We start from the raw sequence: 26123 nt of genomic DNA, 5'->3' as shown, positions 1-26123 counted from the left end.
GCCGCCGAGGTTGCAGATTGCGCCCGGGCTCAGGCGGGCGCCATGTTCGGCTCAGGCCGATGTGCAAACCAGTCGCCCAGAAAGCCGGTGAGCGCGCGGATTCTGGCCGACATCTCGCTGCGCGTGGCGTGCACCAGGTAGATGTCGGCCGCAGGCAGCTGCCATTGGGGCAGGACCTCGCGCAGCGCGCCTGCGGCCAGCGGCGCGGCCACGTCCCAGAGCGAGCGCTGCAGGATGCCGTGGCCGTCCAGTGCCCAGGTCAGGGCCGCTGCGCCGTCGTTGGTGCTCATCACGCCGTTGACCTTGATGTTGTGCTCGCTCAGGCCCTGGCGCGTGCGCCGGCTCAGGCGCCAGCTGCCATAGGTTTCGTCGCTCTCGCGGATCACGATGCAGCGGTGGGCCTGCAGGTCCGCAGGCTGGCGCGGCTCGCCATGGGCATCCAGGTAGGAGGGCGCGGCGCACAGCACGCGGCGGTTGGGCAGCAGCAGGCGGGCGGTGAGGGCGGAGTCGGGCAGGGCGCCGAAGCGCACCACGGCGTCAAAGCCCTGCTCGACCAGGTTGACGGGCCTGTCCGTCAGGTGCAGCTGCACCTGCACCTCGGGATAGGCGCGCGCAAAGGCCGACAGCGCGGGCGCCAGCCGCTGGCGGCCAAAGCCCAGCGTGCAGGCAATGGACAGCGGGCCGCGCGCCGTGGCGCGCGTGCCCGAGATGCTGCGCTCCAGCGCCTCCAGGTCGGCCAGGATGCGCGCGCCGTCCAGCAGGTAGGCTTCGCCCTCGGGCGTCAGGTGGATGCGCCGTGTCGTGCGCTGCAGCAGGCGCACGCCCAGGCGCCGCTCCAGCAGGGACAGGCGGCGGCTGACGGCGGGCGGTGTCACGCCCATCTGCTGGGCCGCAGCGGCCAGGCTGCCTTCGCGGATCAGCAGCGAGAAGAAACGCAGGTCGGAAAAGCCGTCCATGGTGGATGCGGTGGATGATTGATTCGTAAATTGAACTGATGGATCAATGCAGTATTTTGCTATTTATGCAGCCTGGTTTACTGATTAGCATGGCAGGCTGACAGTCATGAACAACGTAGAAGGAATCTCCGGGATGCACACAGATCCATGGATGCCGGGCCTGCGCCAGCAGCGCATCACGGTCGATGACGGGGTGGAGATCAACGCCTGGGTGGGCGGCCAGGGGCCGGCCCTGCTGCTGGTGCACGGCCACCCGCAGACCAGCGCCATCTGGCACCGCGTCGCGCCCCGGCTGGCGCAGCAGTTCACCGTGGTGCTGGCCGACCTGCGCGGCTATGGCGACTCCTCGCGCCCGGCCGGCGACCCCGAGCATGTGAACTACAGCAAGCGCACCATGGCCCGCGACCTGCTGCGGCTGATGGCCCGGCTGGGCCATGAGCATTTCAGCGTGCTGGCGCATGACCGGGGCGCGCGCGTGGCGCACCGGCTGGCCATGGACTATCCCGCCAGCGTGCAGCGCCTGGTGCTGCTGGACATTGCGCCCACGCTGGCCATGTACGAGCAGACCGGCGAGGCCTTTGCGCGCGCCTACTGGCACTGGTTCTTCCTGATCCAGCCCGCGCCGCTGCCCGAGCGCCTGATCGAGGCCGACCCCGCCGCCTATGTGCGCGAGATCATGGGCCGGCGCAGCGCCGGCCTGGCGCCCTTCGATCCCCGGGCGCTGGCCGAGTACCAGCGCTGCTTGGCGCTGCCGGGCAGCGCGCACGGCATGTGCGAGGACTACCGCGCCTCGGCCGGCATCGACCTGGAGCATGACCGCGAAGACCGCCAACTCGGGCGCAGGCTGTCCATGCCGCTGCTGGTGCTCTGGGGCGAGGAGGGCGTGGTGCACCGCTGCTTCGATCCGCTGCGCGAGTGGCAGCTCGTGGCCGACGATGTGCGGGGCCGGCCGCTGGCCTGCGGGCACTACATCGCCGAGGAGGCGCCCGATGCGCTGCTGGACGCGGCCCTGCCATTTCTGCTGCAGGCCGGGTGAGTGCCGTCATTGGAGGCACTCGATACGGCATTCGGGCAAGCCGGCAAAGAGGGGAAAGGTGCATTCACGCCATATCCGTGACGCCATATGCATGACGCCATAGCGTTTTCCTCTGAATTCAATTGGCATGCCAATCATGTGCGGCAATGGTAAGCAATTGAAAAATCCGGGTGCCTGTCTTGCGCGGGCAATGCCGGGGGCGCAGATCTTGAAAACCGCTGCAGGCAAGGCCTGGCAAGCCCTGGGCAAGGGCCTGCGTCCATGCGTGCCTGCGACAGGAGGCATGGCTGCGTCAATGCGCAGCCCATTGCCGATCTGTGGTGAAACGCCGAACTGATACAGTCGCGCGGCCCGCCCGAGGGGGAGGGTCTTATTCATCACGGGATATTCACAATGAGCAACAAGAAAACCGTAGTGGCCGCTGCCGTGGCATTGGCCGTCGTGGGCTATGGAGGAACCACCTGGTATACCGGCCAGCGGGCCGAGGCCGGCTACAAGGAGGCCGTGGCCGAATTGCGCAAGGTGCTGGGCGAGAAAGTCGTCGTGACCGACGAGTACCACAAGGGATTCCTCTCCTCCCAGGCCAAGCTGGTGCTGCAGTGGCCTGCGGCGGAAGCTCAGGCAGCCGAGGCGGCTGAAACGGCTGACGCGGCAAAAGCAGCCGACACAGCTGAAGCGCCCGCCGCCGCAGAACCGGTCGCTGCGTCCAAGCCCGTGCGCCTGGTGGTGGACACCACGGTGCGCCACGGCCCGCTGGCCGGTGGCCGACTGGCGGCAGCGGTTTCCGAGACGCGCTTTGCGCTCGACGGCCTGGACGAAAAGAGCACGCAGATGCTGGCCAAGGCCGCAGCCCCCACGCTGACCAGCGTGCACCACTTCACGGGCGGCCAGGATGTGCGCCTGCTGCTGCCCGCCGGCGAGCTGGGCGACCAGGAAGTCACCATGCGCTGGCAGGAAATGGTGCTGGACACGGCCCTGGGCGGTGGCAGCGTCAAGGGCACCTGGCGCTGGCCCGAGGTGGCCCTGCTGGGCCTGCCCAGCCGCGACAAGTCCATGGGCGTGGAAGAGGAAGAGGGCGAGGAGGAGGAATCCGACAACGACGAGGCCCTCCCCACCCAGCCGGCCGCAGTGCCCGTGGAGCGCACCAGCATCATGCTCACGGGCCTGGAGAGCAGCTTCGAGAACAAGGTCATCGACGGCCTGTGGGGCCTGGGCCCCGGCAAGGCCAGCGTGCGCATCGCCCGCTTCGGCATGAGCAGCACGCCCGCCGAAGGCGGCGAGGCCAAGACGCTGCTGGACCTCAAGAACGTGGACGGCAGCTCGGTCATCGAGTCCGACAAGACCACGCTGGGCATGACCACCCAGGTCAAGGGCACGGGCCGCATCGGCCCCATCGATTTCGAGTCCGTGGGCTACGAGGAAAAGATCCAGCGCCTGGACATCGAGGCCCTGCGCGGCTTCCAGCGCGTCATGGTCGAGGGCTACCGCAAGGAGGGTCTGGCCAAGGCGCTGGAATCGCTGGAAGAGCAGGGCATGGGCGTGCTGATGCAGAACGCCCCGCGCCTGGTGGCGGCCCTGCCGGCCTACTCCATGAAGCTGCAGGCCACCTACCAGGGCCAGACCGGCCACCTGGAGTACGGCGCCGAAGTGCAAAGCGCGCCCACGCAGGAGCAGGTCGCCCAGGCCGGCTGGATGCCGGCGCTGCTCAAGACCTCGGCACTGCAGGCCAATGCCAGCCTGCCCAAGGCCTGGCTGGAGCCGCTGCTCAAGGCATCGGGCAAGCCCGATGTCTCGGCCGAGGATGTGGAAGGCATGCTGGGCATGGCCCAGGCCACGGGCTATGCCCGCCTGGAAGGCGACAAGCTGGTCAGCGCGCTCAAGATGCAGGCCGGCCAGGTCACGCTCAACGGCAAGCCCATCGCCCTGCCCATGGGCGCGCTGCAGTAAGCGGCCATCCACCTTCCGGGCGTCGCCCCGGAAGGGGGTCTCAGGGGTGCCACTGGCTGGCTCGCACCACAGGGGCCTGTGTGCTGGCGCTGCCCGCCAGCGCATAGGACAGCTGGTTGGCCGCCGCCACCACGGTCTGCGCCATGGCTTCCAGCCGGGACTCGGGCAGGCGCGATGCCGGCCCCGAGATGCACACCGACCCCATCAGCCGCCAGTGCATGCCGAACACCGGCGCCGACACCGTGGCCACGCCCTGTTCGCGCTCGCCGATGGACCAGTGGTAGCCGCGCTGGCGGATCTGCTCGTACACCGGCCCCGGCTCGCCTGAAAAGGCCAGGATCACGCGCCCCGGCGAGCCCTGGTCCAGCGGCAGCCCCTCGCCCATGCGTGCATGGTGGCGCAGCGCCTGCGGCCCTTCCACGCGCACGAGGCAGGTGCGCACATTGCCCTCGCGCACATAGAAGGCCGCGCTCTCGCCGCTGGCCTGCGTGAGCGCGCGCAGCGCGGGCTCCAGCACGTTCTGCACATCGAAGCCCGCCTGGTAGCGCGCACCCAGCCAGCCTGCGGCCGGGCCCAGGCGCCAGTCCCCATCGTCCCTTTGCACCATGAAGCCCGACTGCGCCAGCGTGCGCGCCAGCCGCAGCACCGTGGTCTTGTGCAGCGTGCAGCGCCGGCTCAGTTCCGCCAGGGACAGGTGCGACTCCCCGAGGGCGAAGGCGCCAAGCAGCTGCAAGGCACGCGTGACGGCGATGACGCCGCCGTCCTTGGCCGGGCTGGCCTTGTCATCGGATGGCTGCGCCGGGGAAGGGGTGCTGGGGGGCTTGTTCATGGTGCAAGGCATGCAATTGGTTGCGCTGTATGAAACGGCATTGTATGGGTTGAAACGTTTTCATAAAGTTCGTCCCACGCACCGCAGCCATGCGGGCGTTGGACACAACAAACGGAGACAAACCGCCATGCCGATTCCCTCGCTTTCGCGTTGCCTCAACGCACGCCTTCTTGCCGCCCTGGTCGGCGTTGCCGCCATCGTGCCCATGGGCGCTGCCCAGGCCCAGGACACCTATCCCCGCAAGCCCATCCGCCTGGTGGTGCCGTTTCCGCCCGGTGGGGGCACGGACATGATCGCGCGCACCGTGGCCCAGCGGCTGGCGGACCACAACAAGTGGACCGTGGTGGTGGACAACCGGCCCGGCGCCGGCGGCAACGTGGGCGTGGATGCCGTGGCCAAGGCCGCGCCGGACGGCCATACCCTGGTCATGGGCCAGACCAGCAACCTGGCCATCAACCCCTCGCTGTACGCCAAGCTGCCCTATGACCCGCTGAAGGACCTGGTGCCCGTGGCGCTGGTGTCTTCCGCGCCCATCGTCATGGCCGCGCCCGCCAACTCGCCCTACAAGACCTTTGACGACCTGGTGAAGGCCGCAAAGGCCAAGCCCGACGGCCTCACGCTGGGCTACTCGGGCAACGGCACGGTGGCGCACCTGGCCGGCGAACTGGCCGAGAACGCAGCCGGCATCAAGCTGCGCCATGTGCCTTACAAGGGCGCGGCCCAGGCCATGACCGACCTGGTGGGCGGGCAGATCGATTTCTACATGTCCGCCGTGCCCACGCTGCTGGGCCAGGTGCGCAACGGCAAGCTGCGCGCGGTGATGGTGACCTCGCTCAAGCGCTCCGACCAGCTGCCGCAGACGCCCACGCTGGCCGAGTCGGGCTACAAGGACTTCGAGGCCGTCACCTGGTTCGGCGTGCTGGCCCCGGCCGGGACGCCCCAGGCCATCGTGCAGCAGTTGAACAAGGCCATCAACGACGCGCTGCTGGTGCCCGAGGTGGCCGAGAAGCTGCGCTCCGAAGGCGGCGAGGTGCTGGGCGGCTCGTCCGAGAAGTTCGCCGCGCTGCTGCGTGCCGAGGTGCCGCGCTGGGCACGCATCGTCAAGGACTCGGGCGCCAGCCTGGACTGAGCCCGGGGGCAGGGGCGCCAGCCCTTTCGCTTCCTTCTCGCTCCCACCTCCCTTCCTTTCTTCCATCGAGATCTCGCCATGGACTGCGACAGCCTTGCCGTGCCCGTCCGCCTGGCCTTTGCCTCGGGCGGCAGCGGAACCGTCTTGCAGATGCAGGGCGAACTGCTGCAAAGAAAGGGCGGCGTGCGCTTCATCCACGTGCCCTACAAGGGCGACACGCCCGCGCTGGCCGTGACCTCGGCGGCGCGCCTGAAGGCCCTGCCTGACGTGCCCACCATGGCCGAGGCCGGCATCAAGGCCGACTGACGCGCGCACCTTCCTGTTTTTCTTCCCCCCATCTCACTGGACCATCATGAGCCAACTCCCAGAAATCATCCGTGACATAGAGCGCGTGGACGCCCAGGTCGTGCAACGCGCAGCCGGCTTTCAGGCCGCCATCCTGGCCGACGTGGCGGGCCGCCGCGGCACCATGCATGCGCGCGTGGCGCCCGTGCACCAGGGCATGAAGGTGGCCGGCCCGGCCTTCACCGTCGAGGTGCGCCCCGGCGACAACCTCATGATCCACGCCGCCATCGCGCTGGCCCGGCCCGGCGATGTGCTGGTCATCGACGGCAAGGGCGACCAGACGGCGGCGCTCATGGGCACGCTGATGCTCAGCGCCTGCAAGAAGCTGGGTCTGGCCGGCGTCATCGTGGACGGCGCCATCCGCGACCGCCTGGAGCTGCTGGAGCTGGACTTCCCCGTGTTCAGCGCAGGCTTCAATCCCGCAGGCCCGACCAAGTTCGTACCGGGCCGCATCAACCACGCCATCTCCGCTGGTGGCACGACGGTTCACCCGGGCGACCTGGTGGTGGGCGATGCCGATGGCGTGGTCGTCATCGAGCGCGCCAAGGCCCCCGCCATGCTGGAGCTGGCCGTGAAGAAGGTGGCCGACGAGGCCGCCCGCATCGAGGCCATTGCGCGCGGCGACACCGCATCGAAATGGCTGCCCGTGGCCCTGCGCGCGGCCGGCGTGCTCAAGGAAGGGGAATCGCTGTGAGCACCATCATCGTCACCGGCGCCGATCTGGCGCAACAGGCGCTGGACCTGCTGGCGCAGCACGACATCGTCTATGCGGGCAAGACGCCCACCGAAGAGGACCTGGTCGCGCTGTGCCGTGCCCATGATCCCGTGGCCATCATCGTGCGCTACGGCAAGGTGGGCGCGGCCGTGATGGACGCGGCGCCCTCGCTGCGCGTGATCTCCAAGCACGGCAGCGGCACGGACACCATCGACAAGGTGGCCGCCGCCGAACGCGGCATTGCCGTGGTGGCCGCCGCTGGCGCCAATGCGGCGGCCGTGGCCGAGCAGGCACTGGCCCTGCTGCTGGCCTGCGCCAAGTCGGTGGTGGCGCTGGATGCACGCATGCACGCAGGCCACTGGGACAAGGCCACGCACAAGAGCCTGGAGCTGGGCGGACGCACCGTGGGCCTGGTGGGCCTGGGCGCCATCGGCCTGCGCTTTGCGCGCATGGCCGATGCGCTGGGCATGCGCGTGATCGGCTTCGATCCCTTCGCAAAGAACCTGCCCGCCTACGTGCAGCCCGTGGACCTGGAAACCATCTGGCGCGAGTCCGACGCGATTTCGCTGCACTGCCCGCTGACCGAGGAAAACCGGGGCATGCTCGGCGCCTCCACGCTGGCGGCCTGCAAGCGCGGCGTGATCGTGGTCAACACCGCACGCGGTGGCCTGATCGACGAGGCCGCGCTGCTGGCCGCCGTGCGCTCGGGCCAGGTGGCGGCTGCAGGGCTGGACAGCTTTGCGGTGGAGCCCATGGTGGCCGGCCACCCGTTCCAGGGCGAAAGGAACTTCGTGCTCAGCCCCCATATCGGCGGCGTGACCGGCGATGCCTACGTGAACATGGGCGTGGGCGCGGCCCGCAATGTGCTGGAGGTGCTGGCCCGCGTGCCTGCGGCGGCCGGCGCCTGAGCCAGGGCAGGGGCGTCCTATGCGCAGATCGCCCGCGAACTGAACCTGAAGGCGGATTGATTCGGCCGCCACCCCCCAAAAAAATCTGGAGACAAGCCATGAAATTCCTTGCCGGAACCCTGATCGCGGCCTGCGCCCTGGCCGCCGCCGTGGCCCAGGCCGCCTTTCCCGAGCGTCCCATCACCCTGGTCGTGCCCTATGCGCCCGGCGGCGTCGCCGACGCGGCCGCGCGCCTGCTGGCCACGCGCATGGGCGCGCGGCTGGGCACCAGCATCATCGTGGACAACCGGCCCGGGGCCAGCGGCACGATTGGTGCCAGCCAGGTGGCCAAGGCGCGCGCCGATGGCTACACGGTGCTCTACGACGCCACGCCGTTTTCCATCAACCCGCATCTGTTTGCCAAGCTGCCCTATGCGCGCAGCGCGCTGCAGCCGCTGTCGCTGGTGCTGCTCATGCCCAATGTGGTCGTGGTGAAGGCCGATTCGCCCGTGCGCAGCGTGGCCGACCTGGCGGCCAGGGCCAAGGGGCAGCCGGGCAAGATCAACTTCGCCTCGGGCGGCAGCGGCACGGTGCAGCGCCTGGCGGCCGAGCTGTTCCGCCAGCGGCTGGATCTGGACATGGTCCATGTGCCCTACAAGAGCGGCGGGCCGGCCATTGCCGATGTGATGGGCGGGCAGGTGGACTTCATGTTCGGCACCATGGCGGCCACCTATCCGCTGGTCACGGGTGGCAAGCTGCGCGCCCTGGCCGTGGCGGCGCCCCAGCGCTCGGCCCGCCTGCCCGATGTGCCCACCGTGTCCGAGACCGTGATTCCCGGCTACGAGGCCTATGAGTGGAACGGCATCTTCCTGCCTACGGGCACGCCCGAGCCCGTGGCCGCGCGCCTGCACCAGGCGCTGTCCGAGGTGCTGCAGGAAGCCGAGGTGCGCCAGCGCCTGAGCGATCTGGGCGCCCAGCCCATGGCATCGACGCCGGCCGAGTTCGCGGCCTTCCTCCGGAAGGAAGACGCCAAGTGGGGCGAGGTGGTGCGCAAGGGCGCCATCGTGCTGGACTGAGCGCATGGCCATGAACGCATCGACCATCGCCGTTGCACATTCGGCCGGCACGAACCGGCCTTTCCGCACGCTGCCGCCGCTGGCCTGCGACAGTCACATGCACATCTTCGATGCGCGCTTTGCACCGTCGCCGCACTGGCCGCGCACGCCGCCGCAGGCCGACGTGGCCATGTACCGTCAACTGCAGCAGCGCCTGGGCACTTCGCGCGCCGTGGTGGTCACGCCCTCGACCTATGGCACGGACAACGCCTGCACGCTGGATGCGCTGGAGCGCCTGGGCGATGTGGCGCGCGGCGTGGCCGTGGTCGCCCACGACGTGGCCGATGCCGAGCTGGACCGGCTGGCCGCGCACCGCGTCTGCGGGCTGCGCGTGAACTTTGTCTCGCCGCAGTCCTGGGGCGAGACCACGGCCCACATGCTGGTCACGCTGGCGCACCGGGTTGCACGGCTGGGCTGGCATGTGCAGATTTTTGTGCAGCCCGAACAGCTGGTGGCGCTGGCGCCAGTGCTGGGCGCGCTGCCCGTGCCCCTGGTCGTGGACCACCTGGGCCGCATCGACCCGGCTCAAGGCATGGAGGGCGTGGAGGGCGCGGCCCATGCCGCGCTGCGCCGGCTGCTCGATGGTGGCAACACCTGGGTCAAGCTCTCCGGCGCCTATATGCGTTCATCGGTGGGCGGCCCTTCCTATGCCGACACGCTGCCGCTGGGCCGCGACCTGGTGCGCGCCGCACCCGAGCGCCTGGTCTGGGGCAGCGATTGGCCGCACACCACCGAGGCGCCGGGCTCCGTCAATGACGCCGACCTGGTGGACCTGCTGCAGGCATGGGCCGGCACGGACGAGGCCATGGACCGCATCCTGGTGGACAACCCCGCAAGGCTGTATGGCTTCGACGGCGCGGCCTGACACTCCAAGAAAGACAGACACCATGTTCCTGCTGCAAGCCCCCCAGGTCTGCGAACTCGAATCGTTCACCACCATGCCCGACGCCCTGCGCCGCCCCGAGCGCAGCGACTGGGCCGATGCCAACCGCAGCGGCGCCGTGACCGACTCCTTCCTCGAAGGGCCGGTGTTCGACGCGGCCGGCCATCTGTACGTGGCCGACATTCCCTGGGGCCGCGTGTTCCGCGTCGATCCGCAAGGCGCCTGGACGTTGGTTGCCGAGTACGACGGCGAGCCCAACGGCATGAAGTTCCTTGACGAGCGCACGCTGCTGATCACCGACTACAAGAACGGCCTGATGCGCCTGGATGTGGCCACGGGGCGCATCAGCCCCTATCTGCAGAGGCGCAACAGCGAGCGCTTCAAGGGCGTGAACGACCTGGTCTTCGATGCCGAAGGCAACCTCTACTTCACCGACCAGGGCCAGAGTGGCCTGCACGATCCCAGCGGCCGCCTGTACCGCCTGCGGCCGGACGGCCGGCTGGACCTGCTGCTGGCCAACGTGCCCAGCCCCAACGGCGTGGCGCTGTCGCCCGATGGCCGCGTGCTCTACCTGGCCGTGACGCGCGGCAACTGCGTCTGGCGCGTGCCCCTGCTGCCCGATGGCAGCGTGGCCAAGGTGGGGCAGTTCTTCACCTCCTACGGCCCCAGCGGCCCCGACGGGCTGGCCGTGGATGACCAGGGCCGGCTGCTGGTGGCCAACCCGGGCCTGGGCCTGGTGTGGGTGCTCAACCACCGTGCCGAGCCCGTGCAGGTGCTGCGTGGCGTGCCGGGAAGCTCGCTCACCAACCTGGCCTTTGGCGGCGCGGACCGCCGCACGCTGTATGTGACGGACTCCACGCACGGGCGCATTCTGCGTGCCCGGCTGGAGGCGCCGGGGCTGGCGCTGCACGGCTTGAACAAGGGCTGAGGCGGCCGTCGCGACCGTCTCAGCCGTCTCAGCCGTCTCAGTCTTCGCAACCGTTGCTCAGGGCCTGGCCGGCATGTCCAGGATCTCCCGGGCTTCCTGCAGCAGGCCTATCCACAGCTGCTCCTGCTGTATGCCGGCCTTGAGCACCAGGTGCTGCAGCCGCCGCTCGCGCGTGGGCGGCTTGTCCAGGAAGTCGCGCTGCTCCAGCCGCTGGTAGACGTCCAGCTGCGCCTGGTGCAGTGCCAGCAGCCGCTGCACTTCGTCCTGCAGTCCGCAGGGGCCCACCACCGCCTCGGCACGCAGGCGGACCATCCATTCCTCGCGCAGCGGCTTGGGGTCTTCCTGCTCGGCCACCCAGCGCTTGAGCTCCTTGCGGCCCGTGGGCAGGATGCGGTACTGGCGCTTGCGGCCCCGGCCGGATTCGGCGGGCAGGGCCTCGATCCATTGCGCCTCTTCCAGCCGGGCGAGTTCGCGGTAGATCTGCTGGTGCGTGGCGTTCCAGAAATAGCCGATGGAGCGGTCGAAGCGCTCGGCAAGTTCCGAGCCCGAGCAGGGGTGCTCGACCAAGGCGGTGAGAAGGGCGTGTGGCAGGGACATCGGCAACAAGAAAGGCGCTGGAGCTGGGCGCCATCTTACGGGCCTGCATGGAGGTGCAGCCAAGCGCTGCAGTCATTTCTGCAATTTTTTGCGCAACCAGTTGCATAAATAAAGGAGGCTGACTACATTCATGCAATCAGTTGCATAAAAGCGAGACAGGCATGACCCACTATCCCCACCTGAATGCCGAACTGGACCTGGGCTTCACCACGCTCAGAAACCGCGTGCTCATGGGCTCCATGCACGTGGGCCTGGAAGAGGCGCCCAACGGCTTCGAGCGCATGGCCGCCTTCTACGCCGAGCGGGCGCGCGGCGAGGTGGGCTTGATCGTCACGGGCGGCATCGCCCCCAATGAGCGCGGCCGTCCCATGAAGGGCGGCGCCATGATGGTCAATGAGCACGAGGCGGACCAGCACCGCATCGTCACGCAGGCCGTCCATGCCGAGGGCGGCAAGATCGCCATGCAGATCCTGCACTTCGGCCGCTATGCCTACCAGCCCGGGCTGGTGGCGCCCAGCGCGCTGCAGGCGCCCATCAACCCCTTCGTGCCGCATGCGCTGACGGGCGACGAGGTGGAGCAGACCATCGAGGACTTCGTGCGCTGCGCAGCCCTGGCCCGCCATGCGGGCTACGACGGCGTGGAGATCATGGGCTCGGAGGGCTATCTGATCAACGAGTTCATCGCCGCACGCACCAACCACCGCGATGACGAATGGGGCGGCAGCTACGCGGGCCGCATGCGCTTTGCGGTGGAGATCGTGCGGCGCACGCGCCAGCGCGTGGGGCGGGACTTCATCATCATCTACCGCCTGTCCATGCTGGACCTGGTGGAAGGCGGCTCCACGCTGGAGGAAGTGATCGCGCTGGCCCAGGCCATCGAGGCCGCAGGCGCCACGCTGCTGAACACGGGCATAGGCTGGCACGAGGCGCGCATTCCCACCATTGCCACCAAGGTGCCGCGCGCCGCCTATGCCTGGGTCACGCAGCGCGTGATGGGGCAGGTGGGCATCCCGCTGATCACCTCCAACCGCATCAACACGCCCGAAGTGGCCGAGCGCCTGCTGGCCGAGGGCTATGCCGACATGGTGTCCATGGCCCGGCCGCTGCTGGCCGATGGCGACTTCGTGCGCAAGGCGCGCCAGGGCCGGGCCGACGAGATCAACACCTGCATTGCCTGCAACCAGGCCTGCCTGGACCATACCTTTGGCGGCAAGATCACCTCCTGCCTAGTCAACCCGCGCGCCTGCCATGAGACCGAGCTGGTGATTGCGCCCGCGCCCGCCGCCAAGCGCATCGCCGTGGTGGGCGCCGGCCCGGCGGGCCTGAGCTTCGCCGTCACCGCCGCGCAGCGCGGCCATGCGGTGACGCTGTTTGATGCGGCCAGCGAGATCGGCGGGCAGTTCAACATTGCCAAGAAGGTGCCCGGCAAGGAGGAGTTCCACGAGACGCTGCGCTACTTCCGCCGCCAGCTGGAGCTGGGCGGCGTGGCGCTGCGGCTGGGCCACCGCGTGGAGGCCGCCCAGCTCATCGAGGGCGGCTATGACGAGATCGTGCTGGCCACGGGCATACGGCCGCGCGTTCCCGCCATCGACGGCGTGGACCATCCCAAGGTGCTCGGCTACCTGGACGTGCTGCAGGGCGACAGGCCCGTGGGCGAGCGCGTGGCCATCATCGGCGCGGGCGGCATAGGTTTCGATGTGGCCGAGTACCTGACCCATGCCGGCGACAGCGGCGCCTTGGCGCCCCGCAAGTTCTATGCGGAGTGGGGCATAGACACGGACTACGCCCAGGCCGGCGGCCTGGCGCAGCCGCAGGCCGAGCCCTCGCCGCGCCGCGTGCACCTGCTGCAGCGCAAGTCCACCAAGGTGGGCGACCAACTGGGCAAGACCACGGGCTGGATACACCGCACCTCGCTGAAGGCACGCAGCGTGGCCATGGGCTCGGGCGTGGCCTATGAGCGCATCGACGACGCCGGGCTGCACATCACCGTGGACGGCCAGCCGCAACTGCTGGAGGTGGACAACGTCGTGCTCTGCGCGGGCCAGGAGCCGCAGCGCGAGCTGCATGCGGCCCTGAGCGCGGCGGGCTGCAGCGTGCACCTGATCGGCGGCGCCGACGTGGCGGCCGAACTCGACGCCAAGCGCGCCATCGTGCAAGGCACCACGCTGGCGGCCAGCCTTTGAGGGCGCCGCCCGATTCCGTTTTCCACCTCAACCACCAGGAGACAAGCATGTCCCAGCCCCCGAAGAACACCCATCCCGCAGTCGCCCGCTCCCTGGAGCTGTGGCATCGCATGGTTGCCGCCAGCGACCTGGGCGAGCTGCACACCATCGTCCATCCCGATGCAGTGTTCCGCTCGCCCATGGCGAACACGCCCTATGCCTCGGCACCCGCGCTGATGCTGGCGCTCTCCACCGTGGTCCAGGTGTTCGAGAACTTCACCTACCACCGCCAGATGGCCAGCGATGACGGCCTGGACGTGGTGCTGGAGTTCAGCGCCAGCGTGGGCGGCAAGAACCTCAAGGGCATCGACTTCATCCGCTTCGACGAGCAGGGGCTGATCCGGGAATTCGAAGTCATGGTGCGCCCCATGAGCGGCCTGCAGGCCCTGGGCATGGAGATGGGCAAGCGGCTGGGCGACAAGCTTCCCGCCTTCAAGGCCGTGGCCTGAGGGCAGGGCGCGCCATGAAAAACGCCCCCGAAGTTTCGGGGGCGTTTTGCCGTGGGCGTCAGCCGGTCAGAGCGTGCCGGCCTTCTGGCGGGCGATGGCATCGGCCACGCCCTTGCCGTAGGCGGGGTCAGCCTGGGTGCAGTGCGCTATGTGCTTTTGCACGATGTGGTCGGACACGCCGGCGATGTTGCGCGCCGTGTTCTCGAACAGGCGCTGCTGCGCATCGGGCGTGAGCAGGCGGAACAGGTCGCCGGGCTGGGTGAAGTAGTCGGCATCGTCCTCGCGGTAGTTCCAGCGGTCGGCCGCGCCGTGCAGGGCCAGCGGCGGCTCGGCGAAGGCGGGCTGCTCCTGCCACTCGCCCTTGGTGTTGGGCTCGTAGGCGATGGTGCCGCCGTAGTTGCCGTCCACGCGCATGGCGCCGTCACGGTGGTAGGCGTGGTAGGGGCAGCGCGGCGCGTTCACGGGGATCTGGTGGTGGTTCACACCCAGGCGGTAGCGCGCGGCATCGCCATACGAGAACAGGCGCGACTGCAGCATGCGGTCGGGCGAGGGGCCGATGCCCGGCACCAGGTTGGCCGGCGTGAACGAGGCCTGCTCCACATCGGCGTGGTAGTTGCGCGGGTTGCGGTTGAGCTCCATCACGCCCACTTCGATCAGCGGGTAGTCCTTCTTGCTCCAGACCTTGGTCAGGTCGAAGGGGTGGAAGCGGTAGGTCTCGGCTTCATGCTCGGGCATGATCTGCACGCACAGCTTCCAGCGCGGGAACTCGCCGCGCTCGATGGCTTCGAGCAGGTCGCGCTGGCTGCTTTCACGGTCGGAGGCGACCACGGCGGCGGCCTCGGCATCGCCGAAGTTCTCGATGCCCTGCTGGCAGACCCAGTGGAACTTGACCCAGTGGCGCTCGTTGCTGGCGTTGATGAAGCTGTAGGTGTGCGAGCCGAAGCCGTGCATGTGGCGGTAGCCGCGCGGAATGCCCCGGTCGCTCATGACGATGGTGATCTGGTGCAGGGCCTCGGGCAGGCCGGTCCAGAAGTCCCAGTTGTTCTCGGGCGAGCGCAGGTTGGTGTAGGGATCGCGCTTGACGGCCTTGTTCAGGTCGGGGAACTTGAGCGGGTCGCGGAAGAAGAACACCGGCGTGTTGTTGCCCACCAGGTCCCAGTTGCCTTCCTCGGTATAGAGCTTGACGGCGAAGCCGCGGATATCGCGCTCGGCATCGGCCGCGCCGCGTTCGCCGGCCACGGTGGAAAAGCGCGCGAACACTTCGGTCTGCTTGCCGATGTCGGAGAACACCTTGGCGCGGGTGTAGCGCGTGATGTCACCCGTCACGGTGAAGGTGCCGAAGGCGCCCGAGCCCTTGGCATGCATGCGGCGCTCGGGAATCACTTCGCGGTTGAAGTGGGCCATTTTTTCCAGATGCCACAGGTCCTGCAGCAGCATCGGGCCACGCGGGCCGGCCGTGAGCGAGTCCTGGTTGTTGGCAACCGGGGCGCCTGCGGCGGTGGTGAGCTTGTGGGTCATGGTCTCTCCTTGATCGAGGGGTGGTAGCGGCGCCGGCTTGCACGCAGGCAGCGCGGCGCTTGGAAAATCAATAGCTGCGTGCTATCGAATTGCTTTTATTGTTGTTTCGTTCTATGGATGCGGCAAGGCTTTGGCGATTGGCAAATCTCAACTGCGCCATAGCCAAAAAATTTCACCGCCTCCCGCATGCGCCATGCCGGGCATGCTTTTTGCCAAGGCATTGTGTTGCGTGGGCGGATACGGCCCGTGTAGGCCGTCGCCCTGTCAGCCCGAGACCAGCTTGTGGACCAGATCGGCGGCCGTGGAGGCGCCGTACTTGCGCATCAGCCGTGCGCGGTAGATCTCCACCGTGCGGTGGCTGATGGCCAGGGCGCGGCCGATTTCCTTGGAGGTCAGCCCCTCCAGCAGGCGGGCGGCCACCTCGCGCTCGCGCCCCGTGAGCTCGGCCTTGACAGGACGGTGGGCGCTGAGGTCCTCGAAGCTCCAGATGCCCGATGCATGCGGGTCGCTGCGGTCCAGCGTGCGGCCCGTGACATGGCACCAGAACGTTTCGCCGTTGGCGCGCTTCATGATGCGGTTGTCCGAGTAGAAACCCCGGGCGTTGAGAATGGGCGCGATGCGCGCGCCCAGCCGCTCGTACTCGTCGGCGCTGGGGTAGAGGATCTGGAAGGTCTGGCCGATCAGCACCTCGCGCGAGGCCTCGAACATCTCGCAGACCTGGCGGTTGCAGTCGATCATGGTGCGATTGCGCGAGATCACGAGGCCGACGGGGGCGGCTTCGAACGCCAGCCGGTAATCTATATCCATGGGCAAATCTTTACGAAAAACTACCTATGCAAGTACGTAGTATCGTAGCGCATCCAATCTGAAGGAGACATGTGTGAAAAAGCTCTACCCCTCCGCGGAGCAGGCGCTCCAGGGCGTCGTGGCCGACGGGCAATTGCTGGCTGTAGGCGGCTTCGGCCTGTGCGGCATTCCCGAGGCCCTGATCGACGCGCTGCGTGACAGCGGCGCCAAGGGCCTGACGGTGATTTCCAACAACGCGGGCGTGGACGGCTTTGGCCTCGGCAAGCTGCTGGAGACGCGCCAGATCAAGAAGATGATCTCGTCGTATGTGGGCGAGAACAAGGAGTTCGAGCGCCAGTACCTGGCCGGCGAGCTGGAGCTGGAATTCACGCCCCAGGGCACGCTGGCCGAGAAGCTGCGTGCCGGTGGCGCCGGCATTCCGGCCTTCTTCACCAAGACCGGCGTGGGCACCATGGTGGCCGAGGGCAAGGAGCTGCGCGAGTTCGACGGCGAGACCTATGTGATGGAGCGCTCGCTCGTGCCCGATGTCTCCCTGGTCAAGGCCCACCGTGCCGACAAGAGCGGCAACCTGCAGTTCCGCCTGACGGCGCGCAACTTCAACCCTGCCGCCGCCACGGCCGGCAAGGTCTGCATCGTGGAAGTGGAAGAGGTGGTCGAGGTCGGCGAGATCGCACCGGACGACATCCACCTGCCCGGCATCTACGTGCACCGCATCGTGCACAACCCGAATCCCGAAAAGCGCATCGAAAAGCGCACCATCACAGAAAAACAAGGAGCCTGACCATGCCGTGGACCCAAGACCAGATGGCCGCCCGCGCGGCCCAAGAACTCGAAGACGGCTTCTACGTCAACCTGGGCATCGGCATTCCCACCCTGGTGGCCAACCACACGGGTGACAAGGAAGTGTGGCTGCAGTCCGAGAACGGCATGCTGGGCATCGGCCCCTTCCCGACCGAGGATGCCGTGGACGCCGACCTGATCAATGCCGGCAAGCAGACCGTGACGACGATTGCCGGCTCGTCCATCTTCGGCAGCGACCAGTCGTTCGCCATGATCCGTGGCGGCAAGATCAACCTGTCCATCCTGGGCGCCATGCAGGTGTCCGAGAAGGGCGACCTGGCCAACTGGATGATTCCCGGCAAGATGGTCAAGGGCATGGGCGGCGCCATGGACCTGGTGGCGGGCGTCAAGCGCGTCATCGTGCTCATGGAACATGTGGCAAAGAAGAAGGACGGCACGACCGACCTCAAAATTCTTCCCGCCTGCACCCTGCCTTTGACCGGCGTGGGCGTGGTGGACCGTATCATCACCGACCTGGGAGTGATGGACGTGACGCCGCAGGGCTTGAAGCTCGTGGAACTGGCCCCCGAAGTGAGCTTCGAGGACATCCAGTCCAAGACCGGCGTGACGCTGATTCGCTGATGTTGCCGTGCACGGCCTGCCTTGGCAGGCCTGCGCAACGAGAGCCCGCCTTGCGCGGGCTCTTTTGCTTATATTTCAGATTTCGAGCCAATGGGAGCCTCTATGACGGATGTCGCGGCCGTGCGCAATCCACCGACAGCGCAGGGATGGAAGGACGAGGGCGTGCATTTCCTGCGCGCCGTCACCGACATGGCCGAGCATTGCAACGTGGTCACCGGCGAGCCCATCTTCAACGACAAGGGCGTCAAGCTCGTGGACAAGGGTGCGCGCATCGACGGCAACATGTACGAGCGCCTGGTCAAGCACAAGCTGCGCGACCCCATCGACAAGCACCTGGGCGTGGACAACCGCGTGGACGTGCTGGCCATCGAAGCCCAGGCCATGGTGCAGTGCGAGACCGTGGACCTGATGCGCCGCCTGGTGCAGTCGCTGGGCGGCACGGACCGGCTGCTGGCACCGCTGCGCCTGATGGTGCTGCCGCCGCAGATCGCCTTCAAGCTCACGGTCATGCGCGAGCAGCGGCCCGAGCTGTTCGCCCACAGCCTGCAGATGATGCTGGTGGCCATCTACCTGGCGCTGCAAAGCGAATGGAGCGAGCGTGAATGCGGCCCGCTGGCCACGGCGGCCCTGCTGCACGACGTGGGCATGCTCTACATGGACCCGGCCTGGACCGACCCCAACTACCGGCTCACGGGCGCCGAGCGCAAGCACCTGGTGGCGCACTCGGTCACGGGCATGCTCATCATGCGGGGCGCGGGCGCGTATTCGCAGGACGTGGAAATGGCCGTGCTCGAGCACCACGAGCGCATGGACGGCACGGGCTATCCGCGCGGCGTGCATGGCGAAGCCATCTCCAAAATGGGCCGTATCCTGTTGCTGGCCGAGGTGGTCTCGGCCTTCTTCGACAAATTCCAGGACCTGCCCGGCCAGCGCCTGTCGCTGATGCTGCGCATGACCCACCGCCGCTATCCGGCCGATCTGGTCGGCATCCTGCTGCCGCTGCTGTACGACGAGATCTCGCCGGGCACGCCGCTGCCGCCGCTGCAGGCCGAGGTCACGCACAGCGTGGCAGCGCTGTCGGCCGCCTTTCAGATGTGGGACACGTTCAGCCAGGCCTTCCCCGAGCGCTGGCAGGCCATGCCCGACCACCAGGCGGCTGTCTACATCGACTCCAGCATCGGCGGCCTGCAAAAGCAGCTGGCCGAGGCCGGCCTGCATCCCAGCCAGCAAACCGACCTGCTGGCCTACCTCAAGGACGATGTGCAGGGCATGAGCGAGCTGGCCCTGCTCAGCCGCGAGGCGCTGTGGCAACTGCAGGCCATCGTCAACGCCTGCCTGCGCCGCTGGCCCGCCATCAATGCCCGCACCCACGCCGTGGACACAGCGGTCGCGCAGTGGTGCGAAGCCTGCATGCAGATCGACGCCACAACCCCAGCGGGCGGCGCAGCGAGAGCGCCAGCGCACTGAGACAGCCGGGCTTGCCCGGCTTTTTTACATCCGTGGATTTCTTGGAAATCAAGAGTGCTGTATATTCATACAGTATTTGAGATTTCCCCCATGACCACGCCCCACGCCTCCCAAACTGCGCAGCCCGCCCCCATGGCGGGCGCGGCGCGTGTGCTGCCTCAGTTGCAGGGCGTGTGGCGTGGCGATGGCTGGCAGCAGGCGCTGCAGCAGCGAGTCCAGCCTTCGGGCCATGCGCTGCTGGATGCGCAATTGCCGGGCGGGGGCTGGCCGCTGGGCGCCATGGTCGAGCTGCTGCAACCCGCGCATGGCCATGCCGAGTGGCCGCTGCTGCTGCCGGGCCTGGCGGCCCTGATGCAGCGCAGCGCGGGCCAGGTGGTGCTGGTGGCACCGCCTTGCAGGCCTTTTGCACCGGGACTGGAAGCTGCGGGCGTGGCGGCGCACCGGCTGTGCTGCGTGGAGGCCGACACCCACCCGGGCGCCCACCCCGGCGCCCACCCGGCAGGCGATGGGGCAGGGCTGGCCTGGGTCTGTGAGCAGGCACTGCGCTGCCGCGACGTGCTGGCCGTGCTGGCCTGGCTGCCAGCCGGTCTGCCCATGGCCACGCTGCGCCGGCTGCAATGGGCGGCCGCTGCGCAGGGGCGCATTCTGTGGCTGTGGCGCGAGGCCTCGGCCGCCCTGCAGACGGTGGCCTCGCCCGCGCCGCTGCGGCTGCGCGTGGAGACAGAGTTGGGGGAGCCGGGCGAAGGCGGCACGCCAGCCTGCCTGCGCGTGCAGTTGCTCAAGCGCCGGGGGCCTGCGCTGGAGCATCCCTTGAAGCTGCCCCTGCACCACTGGGCCTGGCAGGACGTGCTGCAGGCCCAGGCCCAGCGGCGCACCCGGCAGGCGGACGAGGCGCAGCGCTGGCTTCATGGACACGGGCAACTGCTGCCCGCCGAGGCGCCCGCCCTGCAGGCGGCAGCGCACACCCTGGGGTGAGATGCCATGGCACAGCCGAATCAAGCACTGCACTGGATTGCCTGGCCGCTGCATGTCGCGCAGGGCGATGGCCAGGGCAACGGCGACAGTGATGGCGAACGCAGTGCCTGCGCGCAGCAGGCCTGGTGGGCCCTGCGCTGGACGCCGCGCGTGGCCCTCTGGTACGGGGCAGGGCAGGCTGTGGCGTTGATGGAGGTGGGCAGCGTGGAGCGCCTGTGGGGCGGTCGCCAGGCCATGCTGCTGGGCCTGCTGCGCGCGCTGCGAGAACAGCAGCCCGAGGACGGCCAGGCGGGCGGCCCCCGGATGCCGTCCTGGGCCCGGGGCGCCACGGCATGGCAGGCGCTGGCGCGTCTGCGCTGGCGCATGCAGGGCACGGATTCGCGCCAGCCCTGGCCGTCTGCCGACGCACTGCCCATCTGGACACTGCCCGCACTGGAGCCGCATGCGCCGGCCCTGGAGCGCATGGGCTGCCGCCGCTGGGGCGAGCTGCGCGCCCTGCCGCGCGCGGGCCTGGCGCGGCGCATCGGGCTGCCGGGCCTGCTGGCGCTGGACCAGGCCTATGGCAGCAGCCCCCATGCGCTGGACTGGCTGGAGCTGCCCGAGCACTTTGCATTGCGCGCCGACCTGGGCTATCCGGCCAGCGACGCCCAGGCCCTGCTGCAGGCCGCCCGGCCCCTGCTGCGTGCGCTGCAGGCCTGGCTGCAGGCCCGCCACCAGGGCGTGCTGGGCCTGCAACTGCGCTGGCACCATGATCTGCGGCGCGTGGACGGCACGGAGCTGCCGGCCTGGGAAGCGCTGGACATCCGCACGGCCCGCCCCGCCCAGGCGCTGGAGCACATGGAGCGCCTGCTGCGCGAACGCCTGGCCCGCACGCCCTGGCGCGCGCCTGCGGACATGCTGGAGCTGGTGGCGCTGGACACCGCGCCTTTCGCGGCCGATGCCGGCAGTTGCCTGCCACCGGCCACGCCCGGCCCGGCGCCGCTGGGCGAGGCGGCAGGCGCGGCAGACGCAGCCAGCGGCATGGCCTGGCATGAATGGGTGGAGCGCGTCTCGGCCCGCCGTGGTGCGCAGGGCGTGCGGGTGGCGCAGCTGCAATCGGACCACCGGCCCGAGGCCATGCAGCGCTGGACCCCGGCCTGCGAGGCCTTGCAGACCCCGCAGGCCCCGCGGCGGCCCGCGCACGCGCGCAAGGCGGCCAACCCCTGGCAGGGCCTGCTGCCGCCCTGGCTGCTTGATCCGCCCCAGCCGCTGCTCCTGCAGGGCAGCCGCCCTTGCTGGCAGGGGCCGCTGCAATTGCTGGCCGGCCCCTATCGGCTGGAGGCCGGCTGGTGGGGAGAGCCGCAGGCCGATGCGGCGCTGGCCGTGCGTGACTATTTCGTGGCCAGCAACGCGGCTGTCGGCCATGTCTGGATCTACCGCGAGCGCACGCCTGCATCGGAGCGGCTGCCAGGCATGCCGGCCCTGCTGTCGCCCGCCGCCTGGTTTGCGCAAGGCATCTATGGCTGAACAGGACATCCTGCTGGAGCCGCCGCCCCCGCAGCTGCAGCGGCTGCAGCCTCCGCCCCAGGTCGCCGGGCCGGTGTCCGGCATGGCATCGGGCCCGGGCCTGCCCGGCTATGCGGAGCTGCACTGCCTGTCGAACTTCAGCTTTCTGCGCGGCGCCTCTTCGCCCGCCCAACTGGTGCAGCGCGCCAAGGCCCTGGGCTACCAGGCGCTGGCCCTGACCGACGAATGCTCGGTGGCCGGCGCCGTGCGGGCCTTCGAGGCCGCGCGCGACTGCGAGATGGCCCTGATCCATGGCAGCGAATTCGCCTGGGGGCCGCTGCGCGTGGTGGCGCTGGCGCGCGATCTGAACGGCTGGGGCAACCTCTGCGAGTTCATCAGCGCGGCGCGCGCCCGTGCCGAAAAGGGCCGGTACCTGGTCGATGCCGACAGCCCCTGGCATCTGCTGCGTGAAGGCTGCGAATGCATCGTTGTGCCGCAGCGTGCGCAGCTGTTGCCCGGCGATGTGCCCGCCATGGCCGAGGCCGTGCAGGCCGCCGTGGCGCAGCTGGGGCCGGGCTGCTGGCTGGGCGTGGAGCTGCTGCTGGCGCCCGACGACAGCCTGTGGCTGCAAAGCCTGCAGGACGTGGCAGGGTTGCTGGGCCTGTCCTGCGTGGCCTGCGGCGACGTGCACATGCATGCGCGCTCGCGCAAGCCGCTGCAGGACCTGGTGACGGCGCTGCGCCTGGGCTGCACGGTGGCCGAGTGCGGCTTCGAGCTGCACCCCAATGCCGAGCGGCATCTGCGCTCGCGCTTGCGGCTGGGCGGCATCTATCCACGTGCCATGCTGGATGCAACCCTGCAGATTGCCGCGCGCTGCGATTTCAAGCTCAGTGAGATCCGCTACCACTATCCGCAGGAAACCGTGCTGCCCGGCATGGACGCGCGCCAGACCCTGGCCTGGCATACCTGGCAGGGAGCGGCGGGGCGCTATCCGCAAGGCATTCCCGAATCGGTCGCCAAGCAGTTGAAGGATGAGCTGGAGCTGATCGCCGAATGCCGCTACGAGATGTACTTTCTCACCGTGCACGACATCGTGCGCTATGCGCGCAGCGAAGGCATCCTGTGCCAGGGGCGCGGTTCGGCCGCGAACTCGGCCGTCTGCTATTGCCTGGGCATCACGGCCGTGGACCCGAACAAGACCACGCTGCTGATGGCGCGCTTCATCAGCCGCGAGCGCAGCGAGCCCCCAGATATCGACGTGGACTTCGAGCACGCGCGGCGCGAGACCGTCATCCAGTACATCTACGAAAAATACGGCCGCGGCCGTGCGGCGCTGACGGCCGTGGTCAGCTGCTGGCGCACGCGTGGCGCACTGCGCGACGCGGGCAAGGCCCTGGGCGTGGATGCGGCGCTGATCGACGCCATGGCCCGGCAGCACCACTGGTTCAGCGATGCCGAGGACGAAGCGGCCGAGCCGGAGCCCGAACCCGATGACCCCGCCCTGGGCTGGGTGCGCTCCAAGCTGCTGCGCCTGGCCCGGCTGCGCGAGCGGCTGGGCGACGACTGCCCGCAACTGTCGCCCCAGCGTGCGCGGCTGTGGCTGGAGCTGGCCTTGCAGCTGCGCGACAGCCCGCGCCACCTGAGCCAGCACGTGGGCGGCTTTGTGCTGACCGACGGGCCGCTGACGCGGCTGGTGCCCGTGGAGCCGGCCGCCATGGAGGGCCGCTCGGTCATCCAGTGGGACAAGGACGATCTGGACACCATGAATCTGCTCAAGGTCGATGTGCTGGCCCTGGGCATGCTCACCGTGCTGCGCGGCAGCCTGCACGCGCGCGCCGCGCTGCGCGGCCCGCGCTGGGAGCTGGCCGACATTCCCAAGGAGGACGCCGCCACCTACGACATGATCTGCCGCGCCGACACCGTGGGCACCTTCCAGATCGAGAGCCGCGCCCAGATGAGCATGCTGCCCCGGCTGCGGCCGCGCGTGTTCTACGACCTGGTGGTCGAGGTCGCCATCGTGCGGCCCGGCCCCATACAGGGCGGCATGGTCCATCCCTATCTGCAGGCGCGCGAGCGTCGGCGGCAGGGTGGCGAGCTGGTCCTGGAAAAGCCCGCGCTCGAGAAGGCGCTCAAGCGCACGCTGGGCGTGCCCATCTTCCAGGAGCAGGTGATGCAGATCGCCATGATCGCGGCAGATTTCTCGGCGGGCGATGCCGACGAGCTGCGCCGCTCCATGGCCGCCTGGCGGCGCAAGGGGGGCGTGCACCGCTTCGAGCGCCCATTGATCGACGGCATGCTGGCCAACGGCTACAGCGCTGATTTTGCCCAGGCCATCTTCCGCCAGATGCTGGGCTTTGGCGAATACGGCTTCCCAGAAAGCCATGCCTACAGCTTCGCCATGCTGGCCTATGCCAGCGCCTGGCTCAAGCGCCATGAGCCGGCCTGTTTCCTGATGGCCCTGCTCAATGCCCAGCCCATGGGCTTCTACACCCCCTCGCAACTGATCCAGGACGCGCGCCGCCACGGCGTGCGCGTGCTGCCCGTCGATGTGCGCCACAGCGACTGGGATTGCACGCTGGAGGCGCCGCACGAGCGCATTGCCGGCGTCGAGCTGCCGCAGCCGGCCGTGCGCCTGGGACTGTGCATGGTGGCGCAGTTGCCAAAGACTTCGGGCGAGCGCGTGGCGCAGGTCCGCGCGCAGGCGCCGTTCAGGAGCACCGAGGACCTGGCCCTGCGCGCCCGGCTGCAGCGCGCCGAGCTGCAGGCCCTGGCTGCGGCCGATGCGCTGCAGGGCCTGTCAGGCCACCGCCGCCAGCAGATGTGGGATGCGGCGGCCCTGCAGGTGCAGCCGCCGCTGTTCGCGGGCGTGCCCGTGCATGAGGCGCCCGTGCAACTGGCCGCCGCGCCCGAGGGCGAGGAAATCCTGTTCGACTACGCGGCCACGGGCCTGAGCCTGCGCCGCCATCCGCTGGCCCTGCTGCGTGACCGCCTGCGCCGCCACGGGCTGCGCACGGCGCTGGAGTTGCGCGACACGCTGGCGGGCATGCGCGTGCGGGCCTGCGGCATCGTCACCGTGCGCCAGCGCCCGCCCACGGCCAAGGGTACGGTCTTCATCACGCTGGAGGACGAGACGGGCACGGTCAACCTGGTGGTCTGGCCCGATACCGTCACGCGCTGGGGCGAGCCCTTGCTGGGCGCGCGCCTGCTGGCGGTGGAGGGCATCTGGCAAAGCAGCTCGGATTGGGGCGGCGGCAAGGACTGCGGCGAGCCAGCGCCTGCAGAGCAGGCCAGCCAGGAGGTGCCCGCCGTGCGCCATCTCATCGTGCACCGCGCCCGCGACATGAGCCGCTGGCTGGGCCGCCTGGGCGGCGCCGGCGTGGCAAGCCGCAATTTCCACTGAGGGCTGTTGCCGTTGCTGCCGAAGCAGGCTCAGGCCATACGGTCGTCCGCGCGGATGTCGGGCATCTGGTCGATACGCTTGCCGAACCAGCCTATGCGCTCGGTCTGGCGCACATCCAGCCTGGGCACGTAGGGCTTGATGTCGAGCACAGGCGTGCCGTCCAGCATGTCGTTGCCCAGGAAATGCAGCAGCAGTCCTTCGCGCCGCACCAGGCGCACGATGGACAGGCCCAGCCGGTTGGGCCGCGCCGGGGCGCGCGTGGCGAACACGCCGTGGCTGCTGTCGTCCATGAAGGGCACGACTTCCAGCTTTTCCACGGCCTGGTGCAGGTGGGTGATGAGGATCAGGTAGTCAAAGCCTTCGATGTCGCGCAGCCCGGCCTCGAACTCGGGCAGCAGCTCCACGCGGCCGGCCTCGTCGGCCGCGCCCGCCGTCTGTATGGGCATGCCCACCGGGTCGGTGAAGCGGCTGCGCACATGGCCGATGGGGCGGCAGGCGACGGCCTGCGCCGTGGAGCCGGTCGCGCTCATGCGCTCGTTCCCTGGGGATTGAGCAGGCGTGTCAGCGCGGCGATATCGGCCGCCGCCGCCATGCGCGCCGTGGTCTCTATGGAGCGGTAATGCCTGACGATGGCTTCGCCCGTGGAGGTGAGCGAGGCGCCGCCGCCATGGGCGCCGCCGGCGCTGGTGTTGACGGCCGGCGTCTGCAGCGCGCGGTTCATCTCGTCGACCAGCACCCAGGCGCGCCGGTAGGACATGCCCAGCGATCGCGCTGCAGCCGAGATGGAGCCCGCCTCGGCAATGGCTTCGAGCAACTGCACCTTGCCGGGACCGATGGCAATGGTGCTGTCGTTGTATACGCGCAGGCGGAACTGGACTTTGGAGGACATGGGGAAAGGACTTGGCACAGGAGAAAAGCGAACGTCAAGGTTAAGCGAAATCAACGGCTTGCGCCGTCACAGGGGCTAAGGGGAAATACGCAATGCATGGATCGCTACAGCGAAGAGGTGCT

24 protein-coding genes and 1 pseudogene are annotated in these 26123 nt (G+C 68.9%); 17 read left to right on the top strand and 8 right to left on the bottom strand.

From position 1 onward, the window contains the following. Positions 1-29: 29 nt before the first annotated feature. Positions 30-956, bottom strand: coding sequence for a LysR family transcriptional regulator (locus BW39_RS10350; protein ID WP_043821560.1), 927 nt, complete (start codon positions 954-956; stop codon positions 30-32). Positions 957-1089: 133 nt separating this feature from the next. On the opposite strand from BW39_RS10350, the gene BW39_RS10345 reads away from it, so the two are divergent. Continuing rightward, on the top strand, positions 1090-1992 hold the full coding sequence (locus tag BW39_RS10345) for an alpha/beta fold hydrolase (RefSeq protein WP_043821559.1): 903 nt from the start codon (positions 1090-1092) through the stop codon (positions 1990-1992). Positions 1993-1998: 6 nt separating this feature from the next. On the opposite strand, the gene BW39_RS30995 is transcribed toward BW39_RS10345, so the two are convergent. Then, on the bottom strand, positions 1999-2370 hold the full coding sequence (locus BW39_RS30995; protein ID WP_152547224.1) for a hypothetical protein: 372 nt from the start codon (positions 2368-2370) through the stop codon (positions 1999-2001). Between the two features lie 15 nt (positions 2371-2385). Here BW39_RS30995 and BW39_RS10340 point away from each other — a divergent pair, with 15 nt between their 5' ends. Continuing rightward, a complete protein-coding gene (locus tag BW39_RS10340) occupies positions 2386-3939 on the top strand; it encodes a YdgA family protein (protein WP_043821558.1) in 1554 nt (517 codons plus the stop codon). A 40-nt stretch (positions 3940-3979) separates the two neighbouring features. Here BW39_RS10340 and BW39_RS10335 read toward each other — a convergent pair whose 3' ends face one another. Beyond that, on the bottom strand, positions 3980-4768 hold the full coding sequence (locus tag BW39_RS10335) for an IclR family transcriptional regulator (RefSeq protein WP_043821557.1): 789 nt from the start codon (positions 4766-4768) through the stop codon (positions 3980-3982). Between the two features lie 127 nt (positions 4769-4895). Between BW39_RS10335 and BW39_RS10330 the strand changes: the two genes are divergently transcribed. From BW39_RS10330 to BW39_RS10300, 7 genes and pseudogenes are all read left to right on the top strand, one after another. After that, positions 4896-5897, top strand: coding sequence for a Bug family tripartite tricarboxylate transporter substrate binding protein (locus BW39_RS10330; protein ID WP_043821555.1), 1002 nt, complete (start codon positions 4896-4898; stop codon positions 5895-5897). A gap of 96 nt (positions 5898-5993) precedes the next feature. Beyond that, a pseudogene (locus BW39_RS10325) lies at positions 5994-6194 on the top strand (tripartite tricarboxylate transporter substrate-binding protein); the annotation flags it as partial. A gap of 55 nt (positions 6195-6249) precedes the next feature. Beyond that, positions 6250-6936, top strand: coding sequence for a diguanylate cyclase (locus tag BW39_RS10320; protein ID WP_013802002.1), 687 nt, complete (start codon positions 6250-6252; stop codon positions 6934-6936). Beyond that, positions 6933-7865, top strand: a complete 933-nt coding sequence (locus tag BW39_RS10315) for an NAD(P)-dependent oxidoreductase (protein ID WP_043821552.1) — start codon at positions 6933-6935, stop codon at positions 7863-7865. The genes BW39_RS10320 and BW39_RS10315 overlap by 4 nt, the downstream gene beginning before the upstream one ends. A gap of 98 nt (positions 7866-7963) precedes the next feature. Then, the gene (locus tag BW39_RS10310) at positions 7964-8920 is read left to right on the top strand and encodes a tripartite tricarboxylate transporter substrate binding protein (RefSeq protein ID WP_043821550.1); all 957 of its coding nucleotides are present in this window, start codon (positions 7964-7966) and stop codon (positions 8918-8920) included. Between the two features lie 4 nt (positions 8921-8924). Beyond that, positions 8925-9824 carry an amidohydrolase family protein gene (locus BW39_RS10305; protein ID WP_043821548.1) on the top strand — a complete coding sequence of 300 codons (900 nt, stop codon included), beginning with the start codon at positions 8925-8927 and terminating at the stop codon, positions 9822-9824. Between the two features lie 22 nt (positions 9825-9846). Continuing rightward, positions 9847-10770, top strand: coding sequence for an SMP-30/gluconolactonase/LRE family protein (locus tag BW39_RS10300; protein WP_013802006.1), 924 nt, complete (start codon positions 9847-9849; stop codon positions 10768-10770). Between the two features lie 57 nt (positions 10771-10827). Here the strand turns inward: BW39_RS10300 and BW39_RS10295 are convergent, their stop codons facing one another. Beyond that, positions 10828-11367 carry a PadR family transcriptional regulator gene (locus BW39_RS10295; protein ID WP_016446262.1) on the bottom strand — a complete coding sequence of 180 codons (540 nt, stop codon included), beginning with the start codon at positions 11365-11367 and terminating at the stop codon, positions 10828-10830. A gap of 161 nt (positions 11368-11528) precedes the next feature. Here BW39_RS10295 and BW39_RS10290 point away from each other — a divergent pair, with 161 nt between their 5' ends. Together BW39_RS10290 and BW39_RS10285 are read left to right on the top strand one after the other, a co-directional pair. Beyond that, the gene (locus BW39_RS10290) at positions 11529-13550 is read left to right on the top strand and encodes an NADPH-dependent 2,4-dienoyl-CoA reductase (RefSeq protein WP_043821547.1); all 2022 of its coding nucleotides are present in this window, start codon (positions 11529-11531) and stop codon (positions 13548-13550) included. Positions 13551-13597: 47 nt separating this feature from the next. After that, positions 13598-14038, top strand: a complete 441-nt coding sequence (locus BW39_RS10285; RefSeq protein ID WP_043821546.1) for a nuclear transport factor 2 family protein — start codon at positions 13598-13600, stop codon at positions 14036-14038. A gap of 66 nt (positions 14039-14104) precedes the next feature. On the opposite strand, the gene BW39_RS10280 is transcribed toward BW39_RS10285, so the two are convergent. Further along, positions 14105-15556 carry a catalase gene (locus BW39_RS10280; RefSeq protein WP_043821544.1) on the bottom strand — a complete coding sequence of 484 codons (1452 nt, stop codon included), beginning with the start codon at positions 15554-15556 and terminating at the stop codon, positions 14105-14107. A 264-nt stretch (positions 15557-15820) separates the two neighbouring features. Beyond that, positions 15821-16363: a PAS and helix-turn-helix domain-containing protein gene (locus tag BW39_RS10275; protein ID WP_012206070.1), complete on the bottom strand. Its 543-nt coding sequence runs from the start codon at positions 16361-16363 to the stop codon at positions 15821-15823. A gap of 73 nt (positions 16364-16436) precedes the next feature. Here BW39_RS10275 and BW39_RS10270 point away from each other — a divergent pair, with 73 nt between their 5' ends. From BW39_RS10270 to BW39_RS10245, 6 genes are all read left to right on the top strand, one after another. Next, entirely contained in the window at positions 16437-17144 is a 708-nt protein-coding gene (locus tag BW39_RS10270) for a CoA transferase subunit A (protein ID WP_013802011.1), read from the top strand. Between the two features lie 2 nt (positions 17145-17146). Then, positions 17147-17785 (top strand): 3-oxoacid CoA-transferase subunit B, encoded by a 639-nt coding sequence (locus BW39_RS10265; RefSeq protein WP_012206068.1) that lies wholly within the window; start codon positions 17147-17149, stop codon positions 17783-17785. A gap of 102 nt (positions 17786-17887) precedes the next feature. Further along, the gene (locus BW39_RS10260; RefSeq protein WP_043821542.1) at positions 17888-19252 is read left to right on the top strand and encodes an HD-GYP domain-containing protein; all 1365 of its coding nucleotides are present in this window, start codon (positions 17888-17890) and stop codon (positions 19250-19252) included. 90 nt (positions 19253-19342) lie between these two features. Next, a complete protein-coding gene (imuA, locus tag BW39_RS10255) occupies positions 19343-20227 on the top strand; it encodes a translesion DNA synthesis-associated protein ImuA (RefSeq protein WP_043821540.1) in 885 nt (294 codons plus the stop codon). Between the two features lie 6 nt (positions 20228-20233). Then, positions 20234-21733 (top strand): Y-family DNA polymerase, encoded by a 1500-nt coding sequence (locus tag BW39_RS10250; RefSeq protein WP_043821539.1) that lies wholly within the window; start codon positions 20234-20236, stop codon positions 21731-21733. Then, positions 21726-25112 carry an error-prone DNA polymerase gene (locus tag BW39_RS10245; protein WP_043821537.1) on the top strand — a complete coding sequence of 1129 codons (3387 nt, stop codon included), beginning with the start codon at positions 21726-21728 and terminating at the stop codon, positions 25110-25112. Before BW39_RS10250 ends, BW39_RS10245 begins: the two co-directional genes overlap by 8 nt. 29 nt (positions 25113-25141) lie before the next feature. Here BW39_RS10245 and tsaA read toward each other — a convergent pair whose 3' ends face one another. Next, a complete protein-coding gene (gene tsaA / locus BW39_RS10240; protein ID WP_043821536.1) occupies positions 25142-25642 on the bottom strand; it encodes a tRNA (N6-threonylcarbamoyladenosine(37)-N6)-methyltransferase TrmO in 501 nt (166 codons plus the stop codon). Then, positions 25639-26001 carry a winged helix-turn-helix domain-containing protein gene (locus BW39_RS10235; RefSeq protein WP_013802017.1) on the bottom strand — a complete coding sequence of 121 codons (363 nt, stop codon included), beginning with the start codon at positions 25999-26001 and terminating at the stop codon, positions 25639-25641. Before BW39_RS10235 ends, tsaA begins: the two co-directional genes overlap by 4 nt. Positions 26002-26123: the final 122 nt, after the last annotated feature.

The sequence above is a fragment of the Delftia sp. RIT313 genome (assembly GCF_000632165.1).
Lineage (GTDB): Bacteria > Pseudomonadota > Gammaproteobacteria > Burkholderiales > Burkholderiaceae_C > Comamonas > Comamonas acidovorans.
The sequence above is the reverse complement of the archived record's forward strand: the minus strand, read 5'-3'. Positions and strand labels throughout refer to the sequence as shown.

What these genes read in the sequence shown, in the direction of transcription:
- BW39_RS10245 (WP_043821537.1), top strand. Translation starts at nt 21,726, where the DNA reads ATGGCTGAACAGGACATCCTGCTGGAGCCGCCGCCCCCGCAGCTGCAG.
- BW39_RS30995 (WP_152547224.1), bottom strand. Translation starts at nt 2,370, where the DNA reads ATGAATAAGACCCTCCCCCTCGGGCGGGCCGCGCGACTGTATCAGTTC.
- BW39_RS10345 (WP_043821559.1), top strand. Translation starts at nt 1,090, where the DNA reads ATGCACACAGATCCATGGATGCCGGGCCTGCGCCAGCAGCGCATCACG.
- BW39_RS10330 (WP_043821555.1), top strand. Translation starts at nt 4,896, where the DNA reads ATGCCGATTCCCTCGCTTTCGCGTTGCCTCAACGCACGCCTTCTTGCC.
- BW39_RS10285 (WP_043821546.1), top strand. Translation starts at nt 13,598, where the DNA reads ATGTCCCAGCCCCCGAAGAACACCCATCCCGCAGTCGCCCGCTCCCTG.
- BW39_RS10260 (WP_043821542.1), top strand. Translation starts at nt 17,888, where the DNA reads ATGACGGATGTCGCGGCCGTGCGCAATCCACCGACAGCGCAGGGATGG.
- BW39_RS10235 (WP_013802017.1), bottom strand. Translation starts at nt 26,001, where the DNA reads ATGTCCTCCAAAGTCCAGTTCCGCCTGCGCGTATACAACGACAGCACC.
- BW39_RS10340 (WP_043821558.1), top strand. Translation starts at nt 2,386, where the DNA reads ATGAGCAACAAGAAAACCGTAGTGGCCGCTGCCGTGGCATTGGCCGTC.
- BW39_RS10310 (WP_043821550.1), top strand. Translation starts at nt 7,964, where the DNA reads ATGAAATTCCTTGCCGGAACCCTGATCGCGGCCTGCGCCCTGGCCGCC.
- imuA (WP_043821540.1), top strand. Translation starts at nt 19,343, where the DNA reads ATGACCACGCCCCACGCCTCCCAAACTGCGCAGCCCGCCCCCATGGCG.
- BW39_RS10275 (WP_012206070.1), bottom strand. Translation starts at nt 16,363, where the DNA reads ATGGATATAGATTACCGGCTGGCGTTCGAAGCCGCCCCCGTCGGCCTC.
- BW39_RS10335 (WP_043821557.1), bottom strand. Translation starts at nt 4,768, where the DNA reads ATGAACAAGCCCCCCAGCACCCCTTCCCCGGCGCAGCCATCCGATGAC.
- BW39_RS10265 (WP_012206068.1), top strand. Translation starts at nt 17,147, where the DNA reads ATGCCGTGGACCCAAGACCAGATGGCCGCCCGCGCGGCCCAAGAACTC.
- BW39_RS10300 (WP_013802006.1), top strand. Translation starts at nt 9,847, where the DNA reads ATGTTCCTGCTGCAAGCCCCCCAGGTCTGCGAACTCGAATCGTTCACC.
- BW39_RS10290 (WP_043821547.1), top strand. Translation starts at nt 11,529, where the DNA reads ATGACCCACTATCCCCACCTGAATGCCGAACTGGACCTGGGCTTCACC.
- BW39_RS10250 (WP_043821539.1), top strand. Translation starts at nt 20,234, where the DNA reads ATGGCACAGCCGAATCAAGCACTGCACTGGATTGCCTGGCCGCTGCAT.
- BW39_RS10350 (WP_043821560.1), bottom strand. Translation starts at nt 956, where the DNA reads ATGGACGGCTTTTCCGACCTGCGTTTCTTCTCGCTGCTGATCCGCGAA.
- BW39_RS10305 (WP_043821548.1), top strand. Translation starts at nt 8,925, where the DNA reads ATGGCCATGAACGCATCGACCATCGCCGTTGCACATTCGGCCGGCACG.
- BW39_RS10320 (WP_013802002.1), top strand. Translation starts at nt 6,250, where the DNA reads ATGAGCCAACTCCCAGAAATCATCCGTGACATAGAGCGCGTGGACGCC.
- tsaA (WP_043821536.1), bottom strand. Translation starts at nt 25,642, where the DNA reads ATGAGCGCGACCGGCTCCACGGCGCAGGCCGTCGCCTGCCGCCCCATC.
- BW39_RS10280 (WP_043821544.1), bottom strand. Translation starts at nt 15,556, where the DNA reads ATGACCCACAAGCTCACCACCGCCGCAGGCGCCCCGGTTGCCAACAAC.
- BW39_RS10295 (WP_016446262.1), bottom strand. Translation starts at nt 11,367, where the DNA reads ATGTCCCTGCCACACGCCCTTCTCACCGCCTTGGTCGAGCACCCCTGC.